The 23,738-nt window shown below is 57.3% G+C and carries 23 protein-coding genes; 14 read left to right on the plus strand and 9 right to left on the minus strand.

Features of this window, described 5'->3' with window-relative positions; all coding sequences use genetic code 11:
• Window positions 1-66 precede the first annotated feature (66 nt).
• Window positions 67-1,110, plus strand: a complete 1,044-nt coding sequence (locus KUL77_RS01050; protein WP_297142423.1) for an LD-carboxypeptidase — start codon at window positions 67-69, stop codon at window positions 1,108-1,110.
• Here the strand turns inward: KUL77_RS01050 and KUL77_RS01055 are convergent.
• Window positions 1,107-1,889: a putative metalloprotease CJM1_0395 family protein gene (locus KUL77_RS01055; protein ID WP_297142426.1), complete on the minus strand. Its 783-nt coding sequence runs from the start codon at window positions 1,887-1,889 to the stop codon at window positions 1,107-1,109. The two genes, KUL77_RS01050 and KUL77_RS01055, sit on opposite strands and share 4 nt — an antisense overlap.
• Window positions 1,890-2,105: 216 nt before the next feature.
• Between KUL77_RS01055 and deoC the strand changes: the two genes are divergently transcribed.
• From deoC to KUL77_RS01085, 6 genes are all read left to right on the plus strand, one after another.
• On the plus strand, window positions 2,106-2,837 hold the full coding sequence (gene deoC / locus KUL77_RS01060) for a deoxyribose-phosphate aldolase (protein WP_297142428.1): 732 nt from the start codon (window positions 2,106-2,108) through the stop codon (window positions 2,835-2,837).
• Window positions 2,837-4,042, plus strand: coding sequence for a phosphopentomutase (locus tag KUL77_RS01065; protein ID WP_297142431.1), 1,206 nt, complete (start codon window positions 2,837-2,839; stop codon window positions 4,040-4,042). Before deoC ends, KUL77_RS01065 begins: the two co-directional genes overlap by 1 nt.
• Window positions 4,043-4,045: 3 nt before the next feature.
• The gene (deoD, locus tag KUL77_RS01070) at window positions 4,046-4,759 is read left to right on the plus strand and encodes a purine-nucleoside phosphorylase (protein ID WP_297142434.1); all 714 of its coding nucleotides are present in this window, start codon (window positions 4,046-4,048) and stop codon (window positions 4,757-4,759) included.
• A 61-nt stretch (window positions 4,760-4,820) separates the two neighbouring features.
• Entirely contained in the window at window positions 4,821-5,048 is a 228-nt protein-coding gene (locus tag KUL77_RS01075) for a hexameric tyrosine-coordinated heme protein (protein ID WP_297142436.1), read from the plus strand.
• A 97-nt stretch (window positions 5,049-5,145) separates the two neighbouring features.
• On the plus strand, window positions 5,146-5,412 hold the full coding sequence (locus tag KUL77_RS01080) for a DUF2249 domain-containing protein (protein ID WP_297142439.1): 267 nt from the start codon (window positions 5,146-5,148) through the stop codon (window positions 5,410-5,412).
• Window positions 5,413-5,415: 3 nt separating this feature from the next.
• On the plus strand, window positions 5,416-6,027 hold the full coding sequence (locus KUL77_RS01085; protein WP_297142442.1) for a hypothetical protein: 612 nt from the start codon (window positions 5,416-5,418) through the stop codon (window positions 6,025-6,027).
• A 4-nt stretch (window positions 6,028-6,031) separates the two neighbouring features.
• On the opposite strand, the gene KUL77_RS01090 is transcribed toward KUL77_RS01085, so the two are convergent.
• On the minus strand, window positions 6,032-6,868 hold the full coding sequence (locus KUL77_RS01090) for an MnmC family methyltransferase (RefSeq protein ID WP_297142445.1): 837 nt from the start codon (window positions 6,866-6,868) through the stop codon (window positions 6,032-6,034).
• Between the two features lie 79 nt (window positions 6,869-6,947).
• Here KUL77_RS01090 and KUL77_RS01095 point away from each other — a divergent pair, with 79 nt between their 5' ends.
• Entirely contained in the window at window positions 6,948-7,829 is an 882-nt protein-coding gene (locus KUL77_RS01095) for an acyltransferase (RefSeq protein ID WP_297142451.1), read from the plus strand.
• Window positions 7,830-7,892: 63 nt separating this feature from the next.
• Here KUL77_RS01095 and KUL77_RS01100 read toward each other — a convergent pair whose 3' ends face one another.
• From KUL77_RS01100 to nosZ, 6 genes are all read right to left on the minus strand, one after another.
• The gene (locus KUL77_RS01100; RefSeq protein WP_297142453.1) at window positions 7,893-8,432 is read right to left on the minus strand and encodes a nitrous oxide reductase accessory protein NosL; all 540 of its coding nucleotides are present in this window, start codon (window positions 8,430-8,432) and stop codon (window positions 7,893-7,895) included.
• A complete protein-coding gene (locus KUL77_RS01105; RefSeq protein ID WP_297142456.1) occupies window positions 8,429-9,244 on the minus strand; it encodes an ABC transporter permease subunit in 816 nt (271 codons plus the stop codon). Before KUL77_RS01105 ends, KUL77_RS01100 begins: the two co-directional genes overlap by 4 nt.
• A 13-nt stretch (window positions 9,245-9,257) precedes the next feature.
• The gene (locus KUL77_RS01110) at window positions 9,258-10,190 is read right to left on the minus strand and encodes an ABC transporter ATP-binding protein (RefSeq protein WP_297142460.1); all 933 of its coding nucleotides are present in this window, start codon (window positions 10,188-10,190) and stop codon (window positions 9,258-9,260) included.
• Complete coding sequence (locus tag KUL77_RS01115; RefSeq protein WP_297142464.1) at window positions 10,165-11,391, minus strand: nitrous oxide reductase family maturation protein NosD; 1,227 nt, start codon at window positions 11,389-11,391, stop codon at window positions 10,165-10,167. The genes KUL77_RS01110 and KUL77_RS01115 overlap by 26 nt, the downstream gene beginning before the upstream one ends.
• Before the next feature lie 56 nt (window positions 11,392-11,447).
• Window positions 11,448-14,090, minus strand: coding sequence for a NosR/NirI family protein (locus KUL77_RS01120; RefSeq protein WP_297142466.1), 2,643 nt, complete (start codon window positions 14,088-14,090; stop codon window positions 11,448-11,450).
• Window positions 14,091-14,151: 61 nt separating this feature from the next.
• Complete coding sequence (gene nosZ / locus KUL77_RS01125) at window positions 14,152-16,074, minus strand: TAT-dependent nitrous-oxide reductase (RefSeq protein ID WP_297142469.1); 1,923 nt, start codon at window positions 16,072-16,074, stop codon at window positions 14,152-14,154.
• A gap of 182 nt (window positions 16,075-16,256) precedes the next feature.
• On the opposite strand from nosZ, the gene KUL77_RS01130 reads away from it, so the two are divergent.
• The 5 genes from KUL77_RS01130 to KUL77_RS01150 all read left to right on the plus strand — a co-directional run bounded on the left by KUL77_RS01130 (window position 16,257) and on the right by KUL77_RS01150 (window position 19,677).
• A complete protein-coding gene (locus KUL77_RS01130) occupies window positions 16,257-16,715 on the plus strand; it encodes a c-type cytochrome (RefSeq protein ID WP_297142472.1) in 459 nt (152 codons plus the stop codon).
• 17 nt (window positions 16,716-16,732) lie between these two features.
• Window positions 16,733-17,773: an FAD:protein FMN transferase gene (locus tag KUL77_RS01135; protein WP_297142475.1), complete on the plus strand. Its 1,041-nt coding sequence runs from the start codon at window positions 16,733-16,735 to the stop codon at window positions 17,771-17,773.
• Between the two features lie 42 nt (window positions 17,774-17,815).
• Window positions 17,816-18,355: a cytochrome b gene (locus KUL77_RS01140; protein WP_297142478.1), complete on the plus strand. Its 540-nt coding sequence runs from the start codon at window positions 17,816-17,818 to the stop codon at window positions 18,353-18,355.
• Window positions 18,356-18,453: 98 nt separating this feature from the next.
• Complete coding sequence (locus KUL77_RS01145; protein WP_297142481.1) at window positions 18,454-18,687, plus strand: hypothetical protein; 234 nt, start codon at window positions 18,454-18,456, stop codon at window positions 18,685-18,687.
• Between the two features lie 63 nt (window positions 18,688-18,750).
• Complete coding sequence (locus KUL77_RS01150; protein ID WP_297142484.1) at window positions 18,751-19,677, plus strand: M14 family metallocarboxypeptidase; 927 nt, start codon at window positions 18,751-18,753, stop codon at window positions 19,675-19,677.
• 49 nt (window positions 19,678-19,726) lie between these two features.
• On the opposite strand, the gene KUL77_RS01155 is transcribed toward KUL77_RS01150, so the two are convergent.
• Complete coding sequence (locus KUL77_RS01155) at window positions 19,727-21,529, minus strand: DUF885 domain-containing protein (protein WP_297142487.1); 1,803 nt, start codon at window positions 21,527-21,529, stop codon at window positions 19,727-19,729.
• A gap of 147 nt (window positions 21,530-21,676) precedes the next feature.
• Between KUL77_RS01155 and KUL77_RS01160 the strand changes: the two genes are divergently transcribed.
• Window positions 21,677-23,731: a M13 family metallopeptidase gene (locus KUL77_RS01160; RefSeq protein WP_297142489.1), complete on the plus strand. Its 2,055-nt coding sequence runs from the start codon at window positions 21,677-21,679 to the stop codon at window positions 23,729-23,731.
• The last annotated feature ends 7 nt before the right edge of the window (window positions 23,732-23,738 follow it).

Here is a 23,738-nt window from a genome sequence, read left to right on the forward strand (position 1 = left end):
GGGCCATGCGGCATGATAATTTCGTAGCGTAGGCTGATGGCCTTCGTAGATGGAGTGGCTTTGGTCATGAATCGGCGTCATTTTCTAGGGAATAGCGTACTGGCAACGGCGGTGATGGCATTGGGTTCAAATACTTCAAACGCAGCCACCGCACCGACGCAGCGTCTATTGCCGCCATCCCTGCGCGTAGGCGATACGGTGGGCTTGGTGAGCCCTTCCGCAGCTTCAGATGACAGCTTCAACTATCAACTGGCTAAAGAGGTATTAGAAGCGTTGGGCTTCAAGGTCAAAATGGGCGCGCACGTGGCGGATCGACGTGGTTATTTGGCCGGAAGTGATGCCGATCGCGCGGCCGATCTCAACGGCATGTTTGCCGATAAGGATGTCAAAGCGGTGATTTGCGCGCGCGGTGGTTCGGGCGCAGCGCGGATTCTGCCGCTGCTCGATTACGCGATGATTCGCAAAAATCCAAAAGTGCTGCTTGGCTTTTCCGACATTACCGCGCTGCACTGCGCGCTGCAGACCAAAACAGGCTTAGTAACCTTCCACGGGCCTATGGGCACCAGTAGCTGGAATCGCTTCAATGTCGATCAGTTCAAACGCGTATTTTTAGAGCGCAAGCTTGTGGAGTATCGCAATAGCGAAGACGCGGGTGATGAGCTTGTGCAAAAGCGCAACCGCACGGTCACCATTAGCAAAGGAAAGGCGCGCGGTGCTTTGATAGGCGGTAATTTGACCGTGCTCACTGCGCTGGCGGGCACGCCGTATATGCCAGACTTCAGTGGAAAAATTTTATTTTTAGAAGAAGTTTCCGAAGCGCCGTACCGTGTGGATCGCATGCTCAGCACGCTGAAGCTGATGGGGGCGTTGGATAAGCTCAGTGGGTTTATTTTTGGCGAATGTACCGACTGCAACCCCGGTGAAGGTTACGGCTCACTCACCCTAGAACAAATACTAGATGACTACATCAAGCCGCTGAATATCCCGGCGTATCGCGGCGCGATGATTGGCCATATTCGTGAGCAATTTATCGTGCCCGTAGGCGGTGTGGCGGAGATGGATGCCGATGCCGGGCGGTTCCGTCTTCTGGAGTCGGTGTTTCAAGCCTAAGCGCTAAGTGCGAACAGGGCGCCGCTATGCGGTTCTTGCGGCGTATCGGCCATCGCCACTTTGAAATAAGTATTGGCCGCGTTGAGTTGGCGTTGTTGGTGATCAAGGTCGCGCGTTTCGGCGGCGCGCGTGCGTGCTTCTTCTTGCTGCTGCAACAGTTCGCTTTGCGCCTGCAGCATCATGCGTGCCGCATCGGCAGCCACGCGGCGGTCTTGGGGGGATGGATCAGCAGGGGCGAGCGCCGCCTGCTGGATCACCCGCATCTTCGCAATGGTTTCTTCTGGCCGCCCCGGAATAGGCGATTTGTCCACCGACACTTCGCCGCCAATCGCGTAGTTCTTGCCATCCGGGCCGTGGGTGAACGAGAAGCTGGCGGCGCCCGTATAAGAACCACCGGCGGCTTGGTGCGCCGCTTCGTGCTGGCGCACTTCTGTGTCGCGCGCCTTGAGTTGGTTTACAAGCACCAATTGATCTGCCGTGAGCGCGCCGATGGCTTGCTGCTGCGGTTTGCGTGCGGCGCTTGCGTGGGCTCCATCTTGGCCCTTTGCGGTTTCATCGGCCTTGCTTTCATTTGAACGCGCCAACTGCTCGTGTTCGCGCTGACGAGCGAACAGAGAATCTGAGTTGGGATACGACTGCGTAGGCGGCAATGCCGGGCGAGTGGTTTGGCTCACCGTTTGTACATCGGGCGCGCTCTGCGTCACGGCCACCACGCCTTGCGCGGGCGGGCGCAGTTGCACCCACGGCGTTGTACTGGCGTTGATGTTAGAAACAGGCATGGCTGCTTACCTAGTGCAGGTGCCGCTGCAGTGAACGAAAAGGGTGTGCAATCCGTCGCAGATACCCATTTTATAGCACAAAGTATTGATAAAAGACAGTTTTTTTGAATAGTGCAGCGGTTGGCAAAGCGTCTGTTGGCTTGCTGTAGATCAAGATTTGCCCGCTAACAACGGCCTACACTACGCCCATAAGATAGAGAACAGGTAATGTCAGTAATGAACCGAGATTTTGCATCCCGTGTGCTGTCGCTCCTTGATTTAACGAGCCTCGGCGAAGCGGATACCCCCGCGCGTATTCGTACCCTGTGTGCCGCTGCGATGGGGCGGCACGGCAGCCCCGCTGCGGTGTGCGTGTATCCCGAACACATTACAACCGCGCGGCAGGCGCTGGGCGGTAGCGGCGTAAAAGTAGCGACGGTAGTCAATTTCCCCGAAGGCGCAGACGACCCAGCACGCGTAGAGCGCGAAACCCGACGCGCCATTGCGGCAGGTGCCGACGAGATCGACATGGTGTTGGCCTGGCGTGCGCTCAAAGCCGGTGATGCGGCAACGGCGCGTGCGGGCGTGGACGCTTGTCGCGCGGTCTGTGGCCCCGAGATTGCACTCAAGCTCATTCTGGAAACAGGTGAGTTGGCTACGCCGGAGTTGATTCGCCAAGCGAGCGAATTGGGCCTCGATGCCGGGGTCGATTTCCTCAAAACATCCACCGGTAAAGTGTCGGTCAATGCCACGCTTGAGGCCGCCGATATCATGCTCACCGTGATTGCCGAACGCGGCGGGCGCTGCGGCTTCAAGGCGGCAGGCGGCATTCGCAGCTTGGCCGATGCACGCGCCTATATCGAACTTGCAGAGGGCAAGCTTGGCGCAGGCTGGGCCACACCCGAACGCTTCCGCATTGGCGCAAGCGCGTTGTTTGACGCCATCGTGGCAGAACTAGGGGCCGAGTGATGGCGCGCGCCATTTGGCTAGTGCTGGATTCACTGGGTATTGGTAATGCCCAAGACGCGGCCGCTTATGGTGATGCCGGGGCCGATACCTTCGGGCATATCGCCGCGGTTTGCGCGGCCGCACCCCGCGGCGCGCTGCATTTGCCAACACTTACCCGATTAGGGCTCCCGGCCGCGCACGCGCTTTCCACCGGAGGCGCTGCGGCGGGGTTTGAGCACGCGCCACCACCTGAAGCGCTATGGGGCGCAATGAACGAGCGCGCCTGCGGCAAAGACACCCCTTCAGGCCATTGGGAAAGCGCAGGCGTAACGCTTGACCAACCGTTTGGTTTGTTTGAAGCAGAGCATGACAGCTTCCCGCAACCCCTGTTGGATACGCTTATCGAAACCATGCGGTTGCCCGGCGTGCTTGGGAATTGCCACGCCTCTGGCACCGAGATCATTGCCCGTCTAGGTGAAGAACATATCGCCAGCGGCAAGCCTATTGTCTATACCTCGGCTGATTCGGTGTTTCAGATCGCTGCACACGAAGACCATTTTGGCCTTGAACGGCTCTATGCGGTGTGTCTTGCCGCGCGCGAGCTGCTTGCGCCCTATAACATTGGGCGGGTCATCGCACGGCCGTTTATTGGCAGATCGTCTGCAGAGTTCAAGCGTACCGGCAACCGCCACGACTACGCACTACCGCCGCCGCGTCCTACCTTGTTGGATTCAGTATGCAAGGCGGGCAAAGAAGTGTTTGCGGTAGGAAAAATTAGCGATATCTTCGCCGCGCAGGGCGTAACCCATAAACTGCTGGCTAGCGGCCACGACGCGCTATTTGATGCCACCTTAGCGGCGATGGAACAGGCCGGTGACGGCGCTTTGATCGCCACCAATTTCGTCGATTTCGATAGCGTCTTCGGCCACCGCCGAGACGCATTAGGTTATGGCGCGGCGCTAGAACATTTTGATACGCGGCTTGCCCAGCTACTGCAGATGTTGCGCCCCAATGACATCGTGGTGTTAAGTGCCGATCACGGATGCGACCCTACATTCCCAGGTAGTGATCACACCCGCGAGCGCGTACCGCTGTTGGCTTATGGCCCCAATCTAGACCCGCGGCCGCTTGGTTTACGTGCCAGCTTTGCCGACCTTGGGCAGGGTATTGCCACCCATCTTGGCCTACCTGCGTTGGCAGAAGGTCGTTGTTTTTTGACTGGTTAACTCATGAGCTCACCCCATATCGAAGCTGACATCGGCGCGATTGCCGATACCGTACTACTTCCCGGTGACCCACTACGGGCACGTTTTTTGGCGAACGAACTGCTGGAAGCACCGCAGCAAATCAACGCACGTCGCAATATGTTGGGGTACACCGGCACATGGCAGGGGCAACGTGTCACGGTGATGGGCGGCGGGATGGGGATTCCTTCCACCGCTATTTACGTCACCGAGTTGGTGCGTCACTACGGCGTACGCAAAATCATCCGTGTGGGCACCTGTGGCGGCGTGGGGAATGTTGGCATCGGTGATGTTTTGCTGGCGCAGTCGGGAAGCACGGATTCGCGCTTTAATCGAATGCACTTTGGTGGGCATGATCTTTCCGTGTGCGCAGACTTTACGCTGCTACGCCAAGCGGCAGACGCTGCGGCCGCGCACAACATGCCTGTGCAGATGGCGCATGTGTTTAGCACCGACTGTTTCTACGATGGCGACCCGCAGCTGCTTGCGCATTTGCGTCGTCACCGCATTACCGGTATCGAGATGGAAACCGCAGGGCTTTATGGGCTGGCGATGCGCGAGAATTTCCAAGCCTTGGCGGTGTTGACGGTGAGCGATCACCTTGAACGCGATGAGCACATGCCTGCAGCAGAACGCGAGCAAGGCCTGCTGAAAATGGGGCGCTTGGCATTGCAGGCGGCGCACCTCGCGCAAGCTTGATTTGCCAATAGGTGAGGGGATGGGCCAACATGCGATTTCCTTAAGTGATGGAGTACGCATAATGGAAACGTGGCTGACCAGCCTAACCACCGACAACCCGCAGGCCGGTTTTGAACTGGCCATCAAATTAGCGCGTATGGGCGTGAAGTACACCCAGCCCTCGGCCGAAGCACGCGACAAGCTGCGCCCGGTGTATGCCGAAGACGCCAACGCGCTAATTGCTTCCTCGCAGGTTGTGGCAACCAATTTCCAGACGATTGCTGCCGCCAATAATTACTGGCGCAGTTAAAATCACCGCGATGAGGCATCGCCTTGACATGGGTCAGGGTGATGCCGTGGCGGCGGCGTAGGATGACTCGCGTTTAACGCAAACAGGAGTCATTCCAATGGCCTTTCAGCTCGACCCAGAACCCAATGTTCACGTTTTTGACGCGCGCGGCATTGCCCGCCGTTTTCGCCACTCCGCTATTTTTGGTGCCCTAGGGGCGCTGCGTAATGGCGAAACCATGCGCTTTATCAACGATCACGACCCCATTCCATTGCTTGGCCAGCTGCAGCAACGTTTCGGTGACTACCTCACTGTGACCTATGTGCAGCGCGATCAGGGCGGCGTAGTGATCGACTTCGGTATTACCGGTTTACCGGAGGAATAAGCCATGGCGCTAGCCGAATTCTTTTCTCAAGTGCCGCGTATCCAACTGCGTGACCCTCTGTCCGAATTTTTGGGTGCGGCAGATGGCGGGCTGATGGAATACGGCTATGCCGACGCCGTGCGCTTGGCGGGGCATTCTTGCCCCACCGTGGCCGGGTCATATTTGATGGTGCGCGCTGCGCTGCGCGCACTGTATGGGGAAGAAGTGCCAGAACGCGGTGCGATTGAAATCAGCATGAGTGGTGCCGAAGGCGAAGGAACTACCGGGGTGATCGCGCAAGTGTTTACCTTACTCACCGGCGCGGCTGCACAGAATGGCTTTCACGGCATTGGTGGCCGTTTCGTGCGCAACGGTTTGCTGCACTACGGCAGTGGCAACCAAAGCTGCATTGCCAGCTTCAAGCGTATGGACACCGGTGCAAAAGTGGACGTGTCGATGGATCTGTCCAGCATTCCGCCCGCGCCCAATATGCGCCTGCTGATGGGGCAAGCGATGGCCCCAGATGCAACAGCGGAAATTCGCAAAGCGTTTGGCCAAGTATGGCAAGACCGCGTGCGCCGCCTTTTGTTAGAGCACGCCGATGACCCACAGGTGATCCGCGTCGTGCGGCGTTAAGCGGTTAGCGCTTGACGGCCAAAACACCGTCCAGCGCTTTTTCCGCCTTAAAGCCCGCTGTTTCTAAGCGGCGGGCTACCTCGGCTGGCACGTCACGCCCAGAGGTGAGTTTGTTCGGGCTGCCTGTGTAATGAAACAAACGGCCGCCCTTGCGCAGCACGCGTGCAAGCTGCTGATAAAACGCCAGCGAATACAACTCACCGGCAATACCAAAGCGCGGTGGGTCGTGCAGAACTGCATCAAACTGTGCGTCGGAAAGTTGGTGAATAGCCTCTGATACATCGGCATGAGTCAAAGTGAAGCGGTCTTGATGGGCTTTGACATCGGGTGACCACGGGTTGATGCTGCGCAGCCAAAGCACATCTTCATTTTTCTCGAAGGAGCTTAGACGCGCTACATCGGCGTCTAAACAGCAATGAGCGAAATAGCCCAGCCCGCCGCAGGTGTCGAGCACCGCCTTGCCTGCAGGCTGCACCAGCGCCACTTTGCGCCGTGCATCATCCAGCGGTGATTCTTTGGAAGTGGGCAGCATTTTGATGCCGTCGATTTCAAACGTCGGCACGCTCCATTCGGTAGGCACAAGCTTGATGAGCTTGCCCGCATAACGCGAAACCGGCACAAACGCGTCCCCCTCCCAGTAATACAGCGTGCGTTCTTTGAGCTTGCCCGGGTAGGGGTAATCTACGCCCTGATAGCGCCAGTGATCGGGAAAGAGCTGGGCCTGGTCAGTGCTTTGACCAAGGTTGAACGAATTCTGCCAAAGCGTTTGCCCAGCGTCGCGCGCGCGCAAGAGTGCGGAGGCTAGGGGCAGCGTCAGTAGTGGGCCGTGATAGCGTGTCATCTGATTATGATAGCGGCATGACTGATTTTCGCGGATTTTTTCGCCACAATAGGGGCCAGTCTTCTGGCCACGGATCACGATGCTGCAAATACGCCTGACCTTCATCTTTGCTCTGATCGTGTTGAGCACCTGCCTGCACGTCGTGCCGTTGCTGCTGATTGCCGTACTCAAGTTGGTATTGCCTTTTGCAGGTTTGAAGCGGGCCTGTAACCCTTTACTTACGGGGGCTGCGGAAAGCTGGGTGGGCTTCAATAACTGGCTGTGGGGCACATTTACCAACACACAGTTGACGGTGCGTGGGGATGAAGGGCTGCAGCGCGATGGCCACTATCTGGTGCTGGCCAACCACCAAAGCTGGGTGGATATCTTGGTGCTGCAAAAAGTATTCAACCGGCGCATCCCGCTGCTGCGCTTCTTCTTAAAGCGCCAGCTGTTTTGGGTGCCGCTGCTGGGGCTGGCGTGGTGGGCGCTGGATTTTCCGTTTATGGGGCGCTACACCGCCAAGCAAATTGCGAAGAATCCGGCGCTGGCCGGGCGTGATATTGCCGCCACACGGCGTGCCTGCGAAAAGTTCAAAGCCATTCCGGTGGCGATTATGAATTTTGTAGAAGGCACACGCTTTACCCCGGAAAAGCACCAGAAGCAAAGTTCACCCTATCAGCATTTACTTAAGCCGAAATCGGGCGGCGTGGCGTTTGTGCTGGACGCGATGGGACAGGGGCTACACGGCATTTTAGATATCAGTATTGCCTACCCGGCCGGGCGGCCGTCGCTGGTTGATCTGTTGAGTGACCGCGTGCCGGAGGTGCGTGTGACGGTGCGGCAACGCGCCATCCCGGCCGATATCGCGCAGGGCGACTACCAAAATGATCGCGCGTTTCGGGTGCAGTTTCAGCACTGGATGAACGCACTTTGGCAGGAAAAAGACGCCCAGCTCAGTGAGCTTTTGAGCGAACATTGAACTGCATCCGGCTCCGTTCGTGGAACGACGAGGTAACCACGAACGGAGCCGGATCGCTAAAGCTTACATGGAGCTATCGTGCAGCGCGCCGCCGCGCAAGTCCACCATGTCTAAGGTCACATCGGCAAATTTCAGCGCTTTTCCGCCGTATTCAGCTACAAATTTTTCTGCATCAGCGGCTTGGGCGAAGCTGGCAATGGTGGGGCCCATCGAGCCTTCGCGTTTGCTGCCAATAACGAACGTCGCAGTTTTTGCGTCCACCCAATGGCCCTTAGGTTCATCCCAGTTGGCTTTGCCCATGTCTTGCACATAGATGGCGCGCACAGCGCGCACCTGCTCAGCCGCCAGCAGTGTATTGAACAGCTCAACGGTGTCACAGAAGAACATCGGCCGTTCTTGATCGGCGTAGTGAATCTGCGCCTTGGGGCCGGGATAGTCGGCCAGCAGCATGCCGTCTAAATCGCAGGAGGTGCCGGTGGTAATTTCAACCGGCTCATAGGTTTTTTGGGCGCTCGTTTGATCGGCGCAACTGGCAAGAAGTGCCGCAGAAAGTGCCAGCGTTAGGCCGAAAAAACGACGGCGGGGGAAGCCGAGTTCGGTCATGGTTTGAATCTCCAATTTGCAAGTAGCAAGGGGGCAATGATCCACGCCAGCATGATGCCGCCCAGTGTGATCGGGCTGCCCAACGACTCAGGAATTACGCTGGCGAGGCCGTACATGCTGCGCACATCTTCGAGTGAAAATACGTTGAGAATGCGGAACACGTCGGCGGGGTTCAAGAACAGCAGCCATGCAAACACGTCGCCGCTGAATTTGTCGCCGGTGGTGACCAACGCACCGAGCAGCAGCAGGTCAAACACCAATACGAAGAAAAACCATGCGCCGATGGCGAGGCCCGATGCACGCGTGCGCTCACGCGCAACAACAGACAGCAGCACCGCAATACTCAGAAAGGCCAGACCCAAGAGCACCGAGCTAAACACGAAGCCGCCAAAATGGAATAGCGCGTTGGCATCCATATGCTTCCATAGCAGCAGCGCCACTACGCCAAAGCCTGCAACGGTGGAGAGTGCGAGCGCCAGTGCAAGGCCTAAGTATTTACCCAGCAATAGCTCAAAGCGGGTGATGGGAAGCGCCAGCAGCAGCCCCAATGAGCCGCGTTCACGCTCACCCACAATGGCATCAAAGCCAAGCAGCAGGGCGATTAGAGGGATTAAATAGATGACTAGGCTTACCAAGCTTGCGATGGTGAATTCGATTGAACGAAACCCAATTTGCCCTTGCTGCGCGCCGCCGAAATAGGCGATCACAAGCGAGAACAGGGTAAAGACCAGCGCGATGGCCAGTACCCAGCGGTTACGCATGCGGTCGCGAAACTCTTTCGCGGCAACGGTAAAAATAGGCGTGAATTCCATAGGCGTAACGTGCTCAGTGAGAAATGCCGAAGAACATATCTTCAAGCGAAGGTTCCAACAGACGCAGGTCTTGAATCTGGCCCTGCAGCGGTGAAAGTGCGGCTAAGAGCGCCATCTTGTGCTCACGTGCGCACTGCAGGCGTAACCCGGTGGCGATGGTTTCTGCCTCTTGCTGTACGAAGGGTGCAATGGCTTGGCGTGCGGCGGCTTGCACGTCTGCGGGGAGATCTAATTCAATAGTGATCGGAAGCCCAGTGTGCTCGCGCAGCGCCTGCACGCTGCCTTCCGCTTCCACTTTTCCGGAGACCAAAATCGCGAGGCGATCCACGCGTTCTTGCAGTTCAGCCAAGATATGCGAGGTAATGATGATCGTGACGCCGGTTTGTTGCAGGCCGCGCAAAATTTCGTAGAAATCTCGAATAGCTTGTGGATCAAGGCCGTTCGTGGGCTCGTCCAAAAATAAGACGCGCGGGCTGCCAAGCAGTGCCTGCGCAAACCCAAGGCGTTGACGCATGCCTTTGGAATACTCACGCACGGGGCGTTTGCCTGCATGGGCAAGGCCAACGCGTTCGAGCAGTGGCTGGCATTGCTCCAGCGGCGCGGCTTTCAGGCGTGCAAAAAAATGCAGGGTTTCTAAGCCGCTGAGGTTGTCATACAGCACCACGTTCTCGGGCAGGTAGCCCATGTGTCGGCGCGCTGCGCGGAAGTGCTTGCCTTGCACGGCGGCACCATTGATCACGATGTCACCGGATGTGGCGGTTTCCAGCCCAAGCATCATTTTGAACAGAGTACTTTTGCCGGCGCCGTTATGCCCGATGAGGCCGAAAATCTCACCTTGAGGGATGTCGAGATTCACGCCATCAACAGCGCGTAGCGCGCCAAAGTGTTTGTGCACGTTGTGCAGGCGGATCGCCATGCCGTCAGTGGCCGGGGAAGTGCTTGTCACGCCATTGGCTCCAATCTTGGTGCGTAGGTTCCATGCGCGGATTGGGGTCTACAATCGAGGGGGCGCGCAAGATAGGGAATTGTCGGCCTACCACGCGCAGTGCATGGATGGCAGGACTAGAGAGCAGTAGCTTTAAGCTGGGGTAACGCCAGTTCAGGCGATCCACCATGTCGTTGGCTTCATAAGGGACATCGCCTTTGCTGTCGCCATTGCGATCCCAGCCGAGGTAGTTGCTCCAATAGTTGCCGCTTTGTTCGCCCCACAACACATCTTTAGAGGCCACGTAGCGGATTTGTTCGCGGTTGGAGATAAAGTCGTTGTCGTTAACAGGGTTATTGATCGAGCCCGCCGAAATATGCACACCCACGCGGTTATCCACCACGAGATTGTTTTTTAAGGTGACATATTCCACGTCGTAGATGAAAAACCCACGGTCATTACCTGCCACCACATTGCCTTCGATCACCGAGTCTTGCAGGGTGCGCAGCATAATACCATGGTCGGAATTGCCCCAAGCGCGGTTATTGCGCACCACTTGGTTACGCACTTCCATCAGCGCCAGCCCACCACGGTTGTAGTAAGTGTCGTTGTCTTCCCACAGGTTGTAGTAGGAGTTCATGTAGTGGGTGCCGTAGCGGCTGTGGTGCAGCTTATTACCTTTGAATAGTGCGTGGTGTGACACGTCCACATACAGCGCATCGCGCACGAAGCTGATGTTGTTGTTGAGGATCTTCGCGCCCTTGGTGTTGTAGAGCTGAATGCCGTTGCCGCGCCGAGGCGAGTCGTAGTCGCGCAGGCCGGTGATGATGTTGTGCTCGATCAGCACGTCATCGGCTTTTTCAATCCACAGGCCAAACAGGTTGTAGGTTAGATCGCTATTGCGCACGATCGCTCGGTGCGCGCCTGGGTAGATATAAATGCCAGCGTTCTGCGCTTTTAGATCATCGCCTGAATCGCGCACGATCAACCCTTCAATCACTACATCCGGTGCGGTGATGCGAATGGTGTCACCTTGCTTGCCACCACTAAGGGTAGGGCGGTTTAGCCCGCGCAGGGTCAGCGGCTTGTCGATGAGCAGGTTTGCGGTATAGCGGCCACGCTGAATTTCAACCACGTCTCCGCTTTGTGCCGTTTTTACAATGGCGGCGAGATCGTCACCGGGGCGAACAGTGTGGGTGGCGGCCCAGCTGGTGCTGCTCAAGGATAAACCTGTAAAAGATAGACCCGCAGCGAGCACCAGCCGGAACAAAGCAGATGTCATGTGATCAGCCAGCCCATTGATTTGAAGGCAAGGAACAAGGCAGCACCAATCATTAGGTTTTTGAAGCTGACGTAGCTAATCATGTCGAAGACTCCGGCGATGCGGTAATTATCGCGCCACCAGGGGCCATCTTTCACATAGCGACGGCCAGATAGGCGAATGAGCACTTCATACAAGCTCCAGCCAAACCACCAGCCGATGATCGCGCCGGAAGACAGATGCCCGAGCGCGGTGAGTATCCACGCCATAGTGACAGCGGCAGCCGCCGCAAGGCCGGTGACCTGTAGCGCACGCTTGCTATGCCAACCTTCACGGCTCCACGGCCACAAATGGTCGCGTAGTTCCAGCCAGATCCACTCAAACACACCGACGTCGTGTTTATGCGCAGGCAGAGTGGGATCGGTGGGCATGCGCGGGTCCACGCCGCCGCGCGCTTTCGGCAGAATTTGGTCGGCGTAGGTCAGCGGCGCAACGGGTTCAAAATAACCGTTATCGGCAATCAGCGTCAGCGGAATAGAGGCCTTCTCGCGGCGCTTACGCTCTACCGCCAGCGGCGGGCAGCCCTTGGTGTCTGTGTAAAGGATCATGCAGTCAAGGCAGTGCAAGCATTCGCGGTGGTCGATACGGCCATCGCTATCAATCGCCTGTGCACCGCAGCCTACGGCGCAGGCCTTACATGTGTTGCAGTCTTGTTTGCGCTTTAGGCCAAACCAGCGGAAGGTGCTGGGAATGGCCAGCGACGCGCCCAATGGGCAGATGTATTTGCAGTAAGGGCGTTCAATAAAAATCGACACGCCCAAGATGGCCGCCACAAACAGGCCATATGGCCAAGCGCGGTTCATTACGCCCACAAGGAAGGTGGTCTTAAACGGTTCTACTTCCGCCAACTTCTCGGCAAGCCCCATCGAGAACAAGGAAACACTGAGCAGGAAGAAGAAGATCGCATACTTCAACCACTTCAGACGGTCATGCCATTTCTGTGGAAGCTTGGTCTGATAGCGGCCAAGGCCCACGAAGCGTGCCACTTTGTAAATGGTTTCTTGGATCGAGCCGAACGGGCACATCCAGCCGCAGAACAGCCCGCGTCCGAATAGAAACACGGTGACGATGATGAAGATCCAGAACAGAAAGATGAAAGGATCGGTGAGGAAGAGCGGCCACGACCACTGGAACAAAATGGAATGGAACCACGTCAGAACTTGCGTGATCGACGGCTGCGCCATGAGGCCAAAGCCGATGAAGAACACGCTGATCGTCCAGAACGTGTACTTGAAGCCATTCACCGGCCACTTGTTCTTATGCGTGGATAGGCGCGTGAGTTTTTCGCGATAGGCATACACCACGGCCACGGCAATCAGCAGCAGTGCGAACAGCGCAATTTTGATCGGCTGCGATTTCCAAATGCGCACCCACGGCGCCGCATTTTCTTCTACCTTCGGTCGCCCACCTTCGAGCAAGTTGGCCGGAAGCCAGTATTTTGCTTCGAAGACAGCAAAGCTGCGGTGTCCGGTGGCGCGATCGACGCGGTTGCCGAGGAAGGCGAGCTTCCACGGATAGGCGGCGGAGAACGCATGCGAGCGAATGATAAAGATCGCTGCTTCGGTATAACGGGGGGCGCCTTCTGCATCAATTCCATACAGATTTACGGCGTCTAGGTCACGGAAGGTAAACGAATCCGCGCCTTGTTTGACCTGCACGCGGTCATAAATGCCACCACGCACAAAACCAGAGCCTTTGAACGATTCTTCGCCAGCGGTGCGGATGACGAAAATCGCGTTTTCGCCTTCTTGCATGCTGTCGTGCAGGCGCTCGTAGGCGTTGTTGCCAAGTAGGCTGCGGCCAACATCCGGTTGGTTAAGATCGCCAAACCAGAGTTCGATAAACGGCGTGCTGCTGCGCGGCAGGCCCACTTCTTCAGGCTTCACCAACAGCCGTTGCACGAGCTTTTGCTTCACCAGCTCAGCCCAGCTGTACTTGGTGTCTGCAGCGATATATTTGGCTTGATTGCGAACCGTTGGCTCGATAATTCCGGTTTGGCGCGCCACCGCAGCGCCCGACATCATGATGACTTGGTTTTGCGCAACCACCGTCACCGTGGCGCCAGAAATCGCGTCCACACCAATGACGTTTTCATCCGGGCGCGACGGGCCCACTTCAATTAAATCTTTAACCGATTTGCCGAGGTATTGGTTATTAAAATTGACCAGCGCCGATTCGGGAATGCCGAGCAGCAAGATAGGCTCGGAGTGCTTGAGCACCTTCACGCCCACAAAGCGGCCTTGGGTGTCCATGCCAATAAGGGTGATGACCGGCTTGCCCGAGTAGGCAGGCGTGTCGGTGATATCGGTGGACAGCATCACATAGCCCAGCAGTTTCTTTTGCGGGCTATTGTTGTCATAGGCTTCAACGTAAGGCGGTTGGCCTTTACGATGAGAGAAATAAGTGGCGCCGGGAAATGCGTCCTTACACGGAACCAAGGCACACATATCAGGTGCAGTGGCAAGTTCCGCAGGAAGCTCGGCTTCATAGGCGGTAGCGCCAGCACTGGTTGGGGCCGTAGCGCGTGTACTAAACGACAGCGCGACAGAAAAAAATAAAACCACCCAAAGGGTGAGGAGTCGTTTGGCGAGTGGGGGCATCGCTACTATCCGGTATGGCGAAGCAGGTGCTGCGCGAACGCAGCACCTGCAGGGTGGGGCATTAACCTTCAACGATCATGCGGGTGCGCATTTCCAAGTGCAGCGCATGGCAGAAGGTGGAGCAGTAGGCCCAGAACACGCCCGGCTTGTCGGCCACAAAGGTCACCGACTTGGTTTCCAGCGGGTTGATGACGAACTGGACGTTGTACTTCGGCAGCGCGAAGCCGTGGGTCAGATCTTCTACCTTGTCGAGGTTGGTCAAGATCAGGGTGACGATGTCGCCCTTCTTCACCGTGAACTCGCGCATGGAGAAGGCCGGAGCCTGCGAAGTTAGCTTCACCGTGACCTTATTGCCGTCGCGGAATACGCCTGATTCCTTCGCATCTTTCACTGCCAGCGGAGATTCGTCGAGGCTATACACTTGCTTCGGCTTGACAATATCGCGCTTGAAGATGATGAAGTCATGGGGTTCGCCACGCACCGGGTGATCGGCCATCAACACCATCTTTTCGCCAGAAATATCGATCAGCTGCTCGTTTTCCGGGTGTAGCGGGCCAACCGGCAGGAAGCGGTCCTTGGAGAACTTACAGCCCACGGCGAGGTACTTGCCGTCTGCCGCCTTGGTTTCCGACTGCGAGGCATTGATGTGGCCCGGCTGATAATGCACGTCGATGCGGTCCACCACGTACTGCGCTTTCTTATCACCCTTGTGGAAGGCAATCGCCTTTTCCACATTCCACTTCACCACTTGGCTGTCGAGGAACAAGGTGGTGTAAGCATTGCCACGGCCGTCGAATGCGGTGTGCAGCGGGCCCAGGCCCACTTCCACTTCGGCCACGATGGCGTCGTCGAGCTTTTCCATCTTGCCATCGAACCAGTCCAGCACCTTGCTCAGTTCAATGGTGGTGGTGGTGGGCGAGAGCTTGCCTGCGCAGATGAAATACTTGCCATCGGGAGAAGCATTCACGCCGTGGGGGTTCTTTGGCACTGAAACATAGCCCACCAGCGCGGTCTTCGGGTCCTTGTTGGATTCATGCGTTGCATCAACCACCGGCACCTTGGAGTCGCCGTAGGTCTTGAACTTGCCCGCCTTCACCGCTTCTTCAATACGTGCAATGTGGAAGAACGCGCAGGCATCGCGTTCAGCCGACATCATGTCTTCGTAATGAATGCCGTTTTCGGTGTTGTACTGATTGGTCGCAGCAAGCTTGCCGTCATACGAAGTGGCGACGAGATCGCAGTTGCCGTCGATCAACGCCTGCCAGCGCACTTCCATGGTTTCCGCATCTACGCAGGAGAACAGCGAACGGTACTTTTCCGGAGCGTTGACGTCGGTGCCATCGTTCGGCAGCGGAATGGCGAACTCACCACCGCAGAACACGCGGGTGGTGTAGTTGATCGCCGGATCCACCGGGTCTGCCTTATCCGGGAAGATACCGTGGAAGCCCTGCACGTTCGGCAGGTCGGTAATCTTGTCGCAGGTGAAGTAATCCAAACGGATACGCGCGATACGGCTGTTGATCTTGTCGTTGATCCAGGCGTAGCGGCCGTCGTAGTTGCCATCTTTGTACGAAGCGTGGGTGTGGTGGGTGTCGGCCACGGTATAGCGCAGCGAACCATCGGGCTTGGTGCCCATGATTTCCTTCGATTCATTGGTGATTCCCCAGCCCACCAGTGCGTCTGGCACGAAGCAGGGGATGCGATGAATTTCGCGGCCCGAAGGCAGGCCGAGTACGCGCATGTCACCGTTATGGCCGCCGCTCCACAGGCCGTAATAGGTGTCGAGTTCGCCGGGCTTAATTTCAGTGCCGCTTGCGTGGCCAGCACCAGCACCTGTTGCGGCTTTGTCACCAGCGGCGGGGGCGTCTTTGTCGTTGCACGCAGCAACGCCCAAGGTTAGGCCTGCAAGGGCCGTGGTGCCAATAAAACGGCGGCGGCTCATGCCGGCATTGCTGTTGCTCGGGTCTTCCTTTTTGTCGCTCATGGTAGGCCTCTTTCGGGGGTTGTTTTAGAAATCGGTCTGTAATTGGGCGGCATAGTGGACTACAAATTAGGTGCCTGATTTGATTAGAGTCAAATCTTCACGGGGAATTGCTCATTAAACTGGCCGCGTTGAAATTGATACGGTTTTTTTTACTTAGCTCTTAAATTGAAGGAAATAAAACGATGAAACTGATTCCATTGACTGCAACACTGGCTGTTTCGGCCATGCTGCTGGTGGCTTGCGGTAAAAGTGAGGCCCCGGCCGATGCCGCACCTGCAGCAGACGCTCCCGCGGCTGAAGCGCCGGCTGCAGAAGCTCCGGCAGCCCCAGCGGCCGAAGCTGCACCGGCTGCAGATGCAGCCCCAGAAGCCACCGCTGAAGCGGGCGCTGTAGATGGCAAGAAAATTTATGGCGCCACCTGCGCGCTCTGCCACGCCAGCGGCCTAGCCGGTGCGCCGAAGCCGGGTGATAAGGCCGATTGGGGCCCACGCATCGCACAGGGTGAAGAAACCATTCATAAGCACGCCATTGAAGGCTTCACTGGCCAAGCCGGTGTGATGCCCGCCAAGGGCGGCAATATGTCGCTGTCGGATGATGAAGTGAAGGCGGCTGCCGACTTTATGGTTGCGCAATCGAAATAAGTTGTAGCGAGGGTGTCATGAGCAGTGAAATGCAGCTAGGGCAATGGACGCGGCGACGCTTTGCAATGGCGCTGCCTTTGTTTGGCACTTTGCCGTGGGTGGTGCGTGGAGGAAATTCCAGCTCCGGCCCTCAGCGTGCAAGCCGCACACTCATGGGCACCCAAGTGGACATCGTCACCGACGGTGGCGATGTCCGACTGTTACAAGCCGCGATGCATAAAGCATTTGCAGAAATGCAGCGGTTAGAAGCAATGATGAGCCGGTATCAAACCGGTAGCGTTGTGCAGCGCATTGGTGCGGCCGCAGGCCAAGCCCCGGTGGTCGTACCTGCCGAGATGTTCGCCGTTTTGCAAAACGCGCAACGGGTGTTCAAGGAAAGCGCTGGTGCGTTTGATCCAACCGTTGGTGCGCTCTCTGGTTGGCAGTTTGAGCCGGGCGCACAGCGCATGCCCACGGCGGCAGAAATTCAAGCAGAGCTGCGCCATGTTGGCGGGCAGCATCTACAGCTAGATGCCCGCACCAGAACCGCCTTCCTCGCGAAGCCTGCGATGGCGCTTGATTTGGGCGGTATTGCCAAACTGCCGATTTTGGATGCGGGCCTGCGTGTTTTGAAACAAGAAGGCGTGGGTAATGCCCTAATCAATGGTGGTGGTGACGTATTAGCAATGGGGCGCCTCGCTGGGCGTCCGTGGCGCGTGGGTGTGCGCGATCCGCGTCAACCAGAGCAGATGCTAGGCGTTATTGAGGTGGAAGGTTATGGCGTTGTGGCGTCTTCCGGCGACTATGAGCGCAGCTTCATGCACGATGGCCGCCGGATGCACCATGTATTGAACCCGAAGACGGGCTGGCCAACGCAGGGCGTACACGGCGTAACGCTGTTTGCACGCAATGTGGAGGCAGTCAACGGTTGGGGCAGCGCGCTGATGGTGCAGGGGGGCTCTGCTGCGGTCGAATGGAGTAAACATCATTTGGCGGTGGATCTTCTCACCGCCAATGCAGCGGGCGAGGTCTGGCAGTCAATGGGAATGCAGGCAAGGCTGAAATCTATGCGCGCCTAACATGGCTTGGGCGTTATCGGGTACACATTCGGAGACTTTGGAATGAACACAACGCAACGCCCTCGCTATGCCCCAACGCTGCGCCGCCTACACTGGCTGATGGCAGTGCTGATTCTTCTGGCTTATGTGCTGATTGAACAACGCGGCTTGTTTCAGCGCGGATCAGCGGAGCGCGCCATGATGGTGCAAGGGCACTACTGGATGGGGATCAGCATTTTTGTGCTGGCTTGGTGGCGGCTCGGAAGCCGCTTCCGCAGTGGTGCTCCACCCATTACCCCAGCACTGGATCAGTTCAGTGCCGTTTTGGCAAAGCTCACCCACCTCGCGTTGTACGCATTTTTTATCGTCATGCCGATCCTTGGCATGCTGACGGTATGGACGGATGGCAAGCAGGTCATGCTGCCGCTTACCGATATCGCGCTTCCTGCCCTGCTGCCTGTAAATAAGGATCTTGCAGAAAACCTCGAAGACATCCATAAAACTATCGGTAGCGTGTTCTATTGGGTCATTGGTCTGCATATCGTTGCAGCGTTCTGGCACCACTACGGCCGCCATGACGACACCTTAAAACGCATGTTGTAAATCGCAGTAAAAGTTGACATAAGTCAGATTGCGTTTACACATCTAGGCGCAGGATTAAACACGCGTCGCATGGCGCGTGTTTTAACGTGGTGAATCGTATGGAATTTCGTATCAAATTAGCGACAGATACACCCGATATGGCGGTGGTCACCGATGCGCTACAAGACGCAGACCCCGCCGCATTCGTGGATTTGGATCAGCACGATGGCAGCCTGCGCGCCACGGTGTGGATGAGCGCGCTAGAGCTAACAGGTGTGTTAACCGCTGCAGGTTACCCGCCGAAAGATGTGGAGCAGCTCGCTTCTAATTGTTGCGGTGAATGCAGCGGTTAAACGACGCGGGAAAGATGCGCGTGGTGGTAAAGTGACGGACTGATTTTCCCCCGCAGGTTTTCCATGTCCGCACAATCGTTTCAGAACATTGGTACCCCAGGCACCCCGTGGGGTGATGCCGAAAAAAAACAGTGGCGCGTCTTGCAGCATAAAAAGCGCAGCTATACCGATGAAGTGGTGAGCAAGGTCGACGCACTGCGTGAGCGTTTCCATGTCACCCAATATGGCGAGCTGGACTATGCCGAAGACGGCCGCTACCCGCTGTTTGCGCTACTCAGCAAGAATTGGGATGGCGCGTTGCCCACGGCGCTGGTGACTGGGGGCGTGCACGGTTACGAAACAAGCGGTGTACACGGTGCGCTGCTGTTTCTTGAAACCTATGCCGAGCGTTATGCGGGCAAGGTCAACCTGATCGTGGCACCCTGCGTCTCGCCTTGGGGCTATGAGCGCATTCACCGCTGGAACCCGTTTGCGCTTGACCCAAATCGCTCGTTTTATGCCGATAGCCCTGCGCAAGAGTCGGCGGCACTATGGAATCTTGTGCAGCCACTGCGCGGCCAGTTCCTGATGCATATCGACCTGCACGAAACCACCGATAGTGATGAGTCAGAATTCCGCCCATCACTGGCTGCGCGCGACGGCCAGCCGTTCGAGCCTGGCACCATTCCAGACGGGTTTTATTTGGTGGATGACACCGAAAACCCGCAGCCTGCATTCCAAGATGCCATCATCTTGGCTGTAGCCAAGGTTACGCATATCGCCATGTCGGATATGGATGCCACGATCATCGGTTCGCCCGTAGTTGCCGAAGGGGTGATTCGCTACCCGCTGGTCAAGCTTGGCCTATGCGCAGGGATTACCGGGGCACGCTACACCACCACCACCGAGGTCTATCCTGATAGCCCACGTGCCACAGTGAAGCAGTGCAATGAAGCACAGGCTGTGGCGGTTGTAGCAGGCTTGGATTACGCACTGGAGCATCGCTCATAAAGCAACGGGTGCCCGAAAGCACCCGTTGGTTAAAGCGTTCTCAAGGTGATTATTTGATCGGTTCGTCCAGCATCAGCTCACGCACGAAACGGGTGGGCGGTGCGCCGTAGGACAGCACTTGGTCGTGATAAGCCTTTAGGTTGAATTTCTCACCCAATTTCTTATGCACGGCGTCGCGCATATCAAACTGCTCCTGCGCACCCACGAAGTAGGTGGGGAGCTGGGCCGAAGAGAGCTGTGCACGCACCCACTTCCCAGCGGCTTCGCTTTCCTGCTGGAAGGCGTCGTGGGTCATCAGGTGCATGCCCTGTTCACGCGTCCAGTTGTCCACGTGCACGCCTTGATCAAGCAGGGCGTTGGCAATGGTGCGCAGGTAGAACTTTAGCTGCACCAGATGGAATAGCGGGTCATTATCCAAATACCCGGCTTCTTGCATCATGCGTTCGGTGTACACCGCCCAGCCTTCTGCAAACAGGCCCGAGCGCAGCACACCGCGCAGCACCGAGGGGTATTTGGCCGAGTGCCAGCCTTCCAGATAATGGCCGGGGATGCCTTCGTGAATCGACAGCAGGTGGATCATCTTGCTGTTGTATTCGCGCAAGAATGATTCCGCCTGGGCCTTGCTCCAGTCATCTGGGATCGGCGAGATTGCGTAGAAGGTTTTCAGATTTTTATCGAGCGGGCCGGGGGAGTCGCAGTAGGCCACCGCCACACCGCGCTGAAATTCCGGCATCAAGATCACGTCCACCGGAGAGTCGGCCAGGGTGACGAGGTCTTTTTCACGCACAAAATCGGTAGCAACCTTGAGCGAAGCCTTGGCGTCTTCCACTACCTTATCGCGTGCCGGGTGGTCGGCATAGGCCAGTTCCAGCGCAGCTTCAATCGCGGCTTGTTGCTGCTCCGGTGTGGGCTTCTCCGGCATTTCTGGGGCGCCCGGTTTGTCTTTCAGTACGTTCTGCGCAATGCCGTACATCACGCCGCGCACACGCTGCATTTCACTTTCTGCACGCTGCTTGATCTCGGCGCGCGACAGCGATGAGGACAGCGCAAATTTCAGTTTCTGGTCGTACTTTTCGGCACCGATGCGGAAATCGCCTTTGGCGTTCGGCACTAATGTTTTATCCAGCCATTCCTGTTGTTCGGCAACGGCTTTCTTCAGGCCTTCGATGGCCGCGGTGGTGCGTGCCGCCTGTTCCTTGGTCAGCTCACCCAAGTGCGGGGTGATGAATGTATCGACGATGGAAAGAATGCCCTTGTTTTGCTTGGCCACGGTTTCGGCGTGAATTTTGGGCACGCGCGCCGGGTCGAGGTTTTCGCGCCCTTGGGCAAATAGCGCCGGGATTTTTTCCATGCGCTCGGTGGCCGATGCGATGCGCTCGGGCAGTGGAGCAAATTCACGCGCCATCAGGCCGTAAATCGCGCTGCCGGCCAGCCCACCGTACACCTGCGGGTCCCAAGCCCAGCTTTGCATGACTTCTGCATCCCAAATGGAGGACTGCAGCTGGGTGCGCAAAATGGCCGCGTCCACTTGGTTTTCGCGCGAGAGTTTGCTGACGTCGATGGCATCCAGCGAGGTCAAGAGCTGCTTGGTGGCATCAAGCGCCTTGGCGCGGCCGGTGGCGCTGAGGTCATCTAGCTGGCCATCAAAACGATGGTCGCCGGTTTGGGTGGCACTGACGGGAGAAAGCTGAAACCAAGTATCCAAGGCGCGCTTGGAGAGGTCGGCAAACTGGGTGTCGGCGGCGCTGGCTGCCGCAGTGGCGGGTGCGGTGGTCGCAGCTTCCGGCGCTTTTTGGCCGGAGCAACCGGCGATAAGGGCGGCAATCGTCAGGGCAAGAAATGTCTGGCGCATGAAAAATACGGAGTAGGGGAAAGCTTGCACAGTAAAACGCAGCAACGACGCAAGCCAGTGCCGAAAGCTGGGACCAACCAACGGCACAGGCAAATGGGGCGGCGGGGCGCTACCTTGAACGATTATTCATGGACCGTCGGTTTTCTTATGAAGCGTTCTTTATTGGGTTTTGGTATTGCCAGCGTGCTGGCGGTTTCTTCTTCGATGGCGGCAACGCCTTCCGCAAAGCCCCAGTTGGGCAGCTTCGGCGTGGACCTCACCGCGCGTGATACGGCGGTGAAGCCGGGTGATGATTTCAACCGCTATGCCAATGGTCATTGGATCGACACCTATGTATTGAAGGATTACGAAACCAATTACGGCTCGTTCAACCAACTGCGTGACCGCGCCGAAGAGCAAACTCATGCTCTGATGGAAGAGTTATTGACCCAGAAGAATCTGGCCGCAGGCAGCAATAGCCGCAAATTGCGCGACTTCTACACCAGCTATATGGACCGCGCCACGCGCGATGCTGCCGGGATCAAGCCGTTGCAGCCGGTGCTTAGCCGCATTGCTGCGATCGATTCCAAAGACAAGCTCGTTGCCGCGTTTGGTAATGCCGGGATTGACAGCAGCAATACCCCGTTTGGGCTCTATGTGGGCACCGACCGTAAGGACCCGAATCAGTATCAAGTGGTACTGGGCGTGGGCGGTCTAGGCTTGCCGGATCGCGATTACTATCTCAATACCGATGCGCGTTTTGCCAAAATTCGCGAAGCCTATGTGGCGCATATCCAGCGCATGCTGGGCTTTGCTGGAGTAAATGGCGCCGATGCCAAGGCGCGCGCCGAGGCTGTGTTGGCACTGGAAACGAAACTCGCCAAGCCGCAGTGGGAACGCGTAAAACTGCGCGATCGCGATAAGACCTATAACGTCTACACCTTCGCCGATTTGCAAAAGCAGTTTCCGGGATACGACTGGGCCGCGCAGCTCAAAGCGCAAGGCATGCCGCAGCCGGACAAGCTCAATATCAGCACGCCTGACGTGATCGCGCCGGTGGTGGCGATCATCAATGCCACATCGCTGGCAACGTGGCGCGACTACCTCACCTTCCATACTGTTGAAGGCAACGCCGATCTGCTGAGCAGTGAAATTGACGCGGCTTCGTTTGAGTTCAATGGCAAGGTGTTGGGCGGGCAGAAGGCTCAGCGTGAAGATTGGAAGCGCGCGATGGCCCTAGTGGGTGGCCGCTCCGGGCTTGGCGAGGCACTCGGCGAGCTGTATGTGGCGCGCTACTTCAAGCCAGAAGCTAAGGCGGCAATGGATCAGTTGGTGGAAAACCTGCGCAGCGCGCTGCGTAAAAATATTGAAGGTATCAGCTGGATGGGCGATGCCACCAAGGCCGAAGCCTTCCGTAAACTCTCTACCTTCCGCCCGAAGATCGGCTATCCGTCGAAGTGGAAAGACTACTCCAGCGTCACGGTGTCGGCCGATAATCTACTGGGCAATGTGGTGGCGATGCGTCAGTACAACCGCGACGACCAAAACCGCCGCGTGGGCCAAAAGACCGACCGCGAAGAGTGGGGGATGACCCCGCAGACGGTGAATGCCTATTACAACTCGGCGTTCAACGAAATCGTGTTCCCGGCGGCGATCCTGCAGCCGCCGTTCTTCGACGTGAATGCCGACGCAGCGGTGAACTATGGTGGTATCGGTGCGGTGATCGGCCACGAAATGGGCCACGGTTTTGACGACCAAGGCAGCAAATCCGACGCCGACGGCATCCAGCGTAATTGGTGGACCGACGAAGACCGTACCCGCTTTGATGCGCTCACCAAGGCGCTTGGCGCGCAGTACAACAGCTATTGCCCGCTGCCGGGGCAGTGCGTCAATGGCGGGCTGACCATGGGCGAGAACATCGGCGATCTTGGTGGCGTGTCGATGGCTTATACCGCCTATCAGCTCAGCTTGAACGGCAAGCCCGCGCCGGTGCTCGACGGCTATACCGGCGATCAGCGCTTCTTCCTCTCATGGGCGCAGGTGTGGAAGGGCAAGTACCGCGATGAAGCCCTGCTGCGTCTGATCAAAACCGACCCGCATTCCCCAGCGATGTACCGTGCCAACGGCCCTCTACGCAATAACGATGCTTGGTACAAAGCCTTCAATGTACAGCCGGGTGAAGCGATGTATATCGCACCAGAACAGCGCGTGCGGATTTGGTAATACGAGA

This window comes from Thermomonas sp. (genome assembly GCF_019104945.1).
Classification (GTDB): Bacteria; Pseudomonadota; Gammaproteobacteria; order Xanthomonadales; family Xanthomonadaceae; genus Thermomonas.

What these genes read in the sequence shown, in the direction of transcription:
- KUL77_RS01065 (WP_297142431.1), top strand. Translation starts at nt 2,837, where the DNA reads ATGGCGCGCGCCATTTGGCTAGTGCTGGATTCACTGGGTATTGGTAAT.
- KUL77_RS01120 (WP_297142466.1), bottom strand. Translation starts at nt 14,090, where the DNA reads ATGCCCCCACTCGCCAAACGACTCCTCACCCTTTGGGTGGTTTTATTT.
- KUL77_RS01095 (WP_297142451.1), top strand. Translation starts at nt 6,948, where the DNA reads ATGCTGCAAATACGCCTGACCTTCATCTTTGCTCTGATCGTGTTGAGC.
- KUL77_RS01050 (WP_297142423.1), top strand. Translation starts at nt 67, where the DNA reads ATGAATCGGCGTCATTTTCTAGGGAATAGCGTACTGGCAACGGCGGTG.
- KUL77_RS01075 (WP_297142436.1), top strand. Translation starts at nt 4,821, where the DNA reads ATGGAAACGTGGCTGACCAGCCTAACCACCGACAACCCGCAGGCCGGT.
- KUL77_RS01085 (WP_297142442.1), top strand. Translation starts at nt 5,416, where the DNA reads ATGGCGCTAGCCGAATTCTTTTCTCAAGTGCCGCGTATCCAACTGCGT.
- KUL77_RS01100 (WP_297142453.1), bottom strand. Translation starts at nt 8,432, where the DNA reads ATGACCGAACTCGGCTTCCCCCGCCGTCGTTTTTTCGGCCTAACGCTG.
- KUL77_RS01155 (WP_297142487.1), bottom strand. Translation starts at nt 21,529, where the DNA reads ATGCGCCAGACATTTCTTGCCCTGACGATTGCCGCCCTTATCGCCGGT.
- KUL77_RS01090 (WP_297142445.1), bottom strand. Translation starts at nt 6,868, where the DNA reads ATGACACGCTATCACGGCCCACTACTGACGCTGCCCCTAGCCTCCGCA.
- KUL77_RS01135 (WP_297142475.1), top strand. Translation starts at nt 16,733, where the DNA reads ATGAGCAGTGAAATGCAGCTAGGGCAATGGACGCGGCGACGCTTTGCA.
- KUL77_RS01150 (WP_297142484.1), top strand. Translation starts at nt 18,751, where the DNA reads ATGTCCGCACAATCGTTTCAGAACATTGGTACCCCAGGCACCCCGTGG.
- KUL77_RS01140 (WP_297142478.1), top strand. Translation starts at nt 17,816, where the DNA reads ATGAACACAACGCAACGCCCTCGCTATGCCCCAACGCTGCGCCGCCTA.
- KUL77_RS01145 (WP_297142481.1), top strand. Translation starts at nt 18,454, where the DNA reads ATGGAATTTCGTATCAAATTAGCGACAGATACACCCGATATGGCGGTG.
- deoC (WP_297142428.1), top strand. Translation starts at nt 2,106, where the DNA reads ATGAACCGAGATTTTGCATCCCGTGTGCTGTCGCTCCTTGATTTAACG.
- KUL77_RS01160 (WP_297142489.1), top strand. Translation starts at nt 21,677, where the DNA reads ATGAAGCGTTCTTTATTGGGTTTTGGTATTGCCAGCGTGCTGGCGGTT.
- deoD (WP_297142434.1), top strand. Translation starts at nt 4,046, where the DNA reads ATGAGCTCACCCCATATCGAAGCTGACATCGGCGCGATTGCCGATACC.
- KUL77_RS01055 (WP_297142426.1), bottom strand. Translation starts at nt 1,889, where the DNA reads ATGCCTGTTTCTAACATCAACGCCAGTACAACGCCGTGGGTGCAACTG.
- KUL77_RS01105 (WP_297142456.1), bottom strand. Translation starts at nt 9,244, where the DNA reads ATGGAATTCACGCCTATTTTTACCGTTGCCGCGAAAGAGTTTCGCGAC.
- KUL77_RS01080 (WP_297142439.1), top strand. Translation starts at nt 5,146, where the DNA reads ATGGCCTTTCAGCTCGACCCAGAACCCAATGTTCACGTTTTTGACGCG.
- nosZ (WP_297142469.1), bottom strand. Translation starts at nt 16,074, where the DNA reads ATGAGCGACAAAAAGGAAGACCCGAGCAACAGCAATGCCGGCATGAGC.
- KUL77_RS01130 (WP_297142472.1), top strand. Translation starts at nt 16,257, where the DNA reads ATGAAACTGATTCCATTGACTGCAACACTGGCTGTTTCGGCCATGCTG.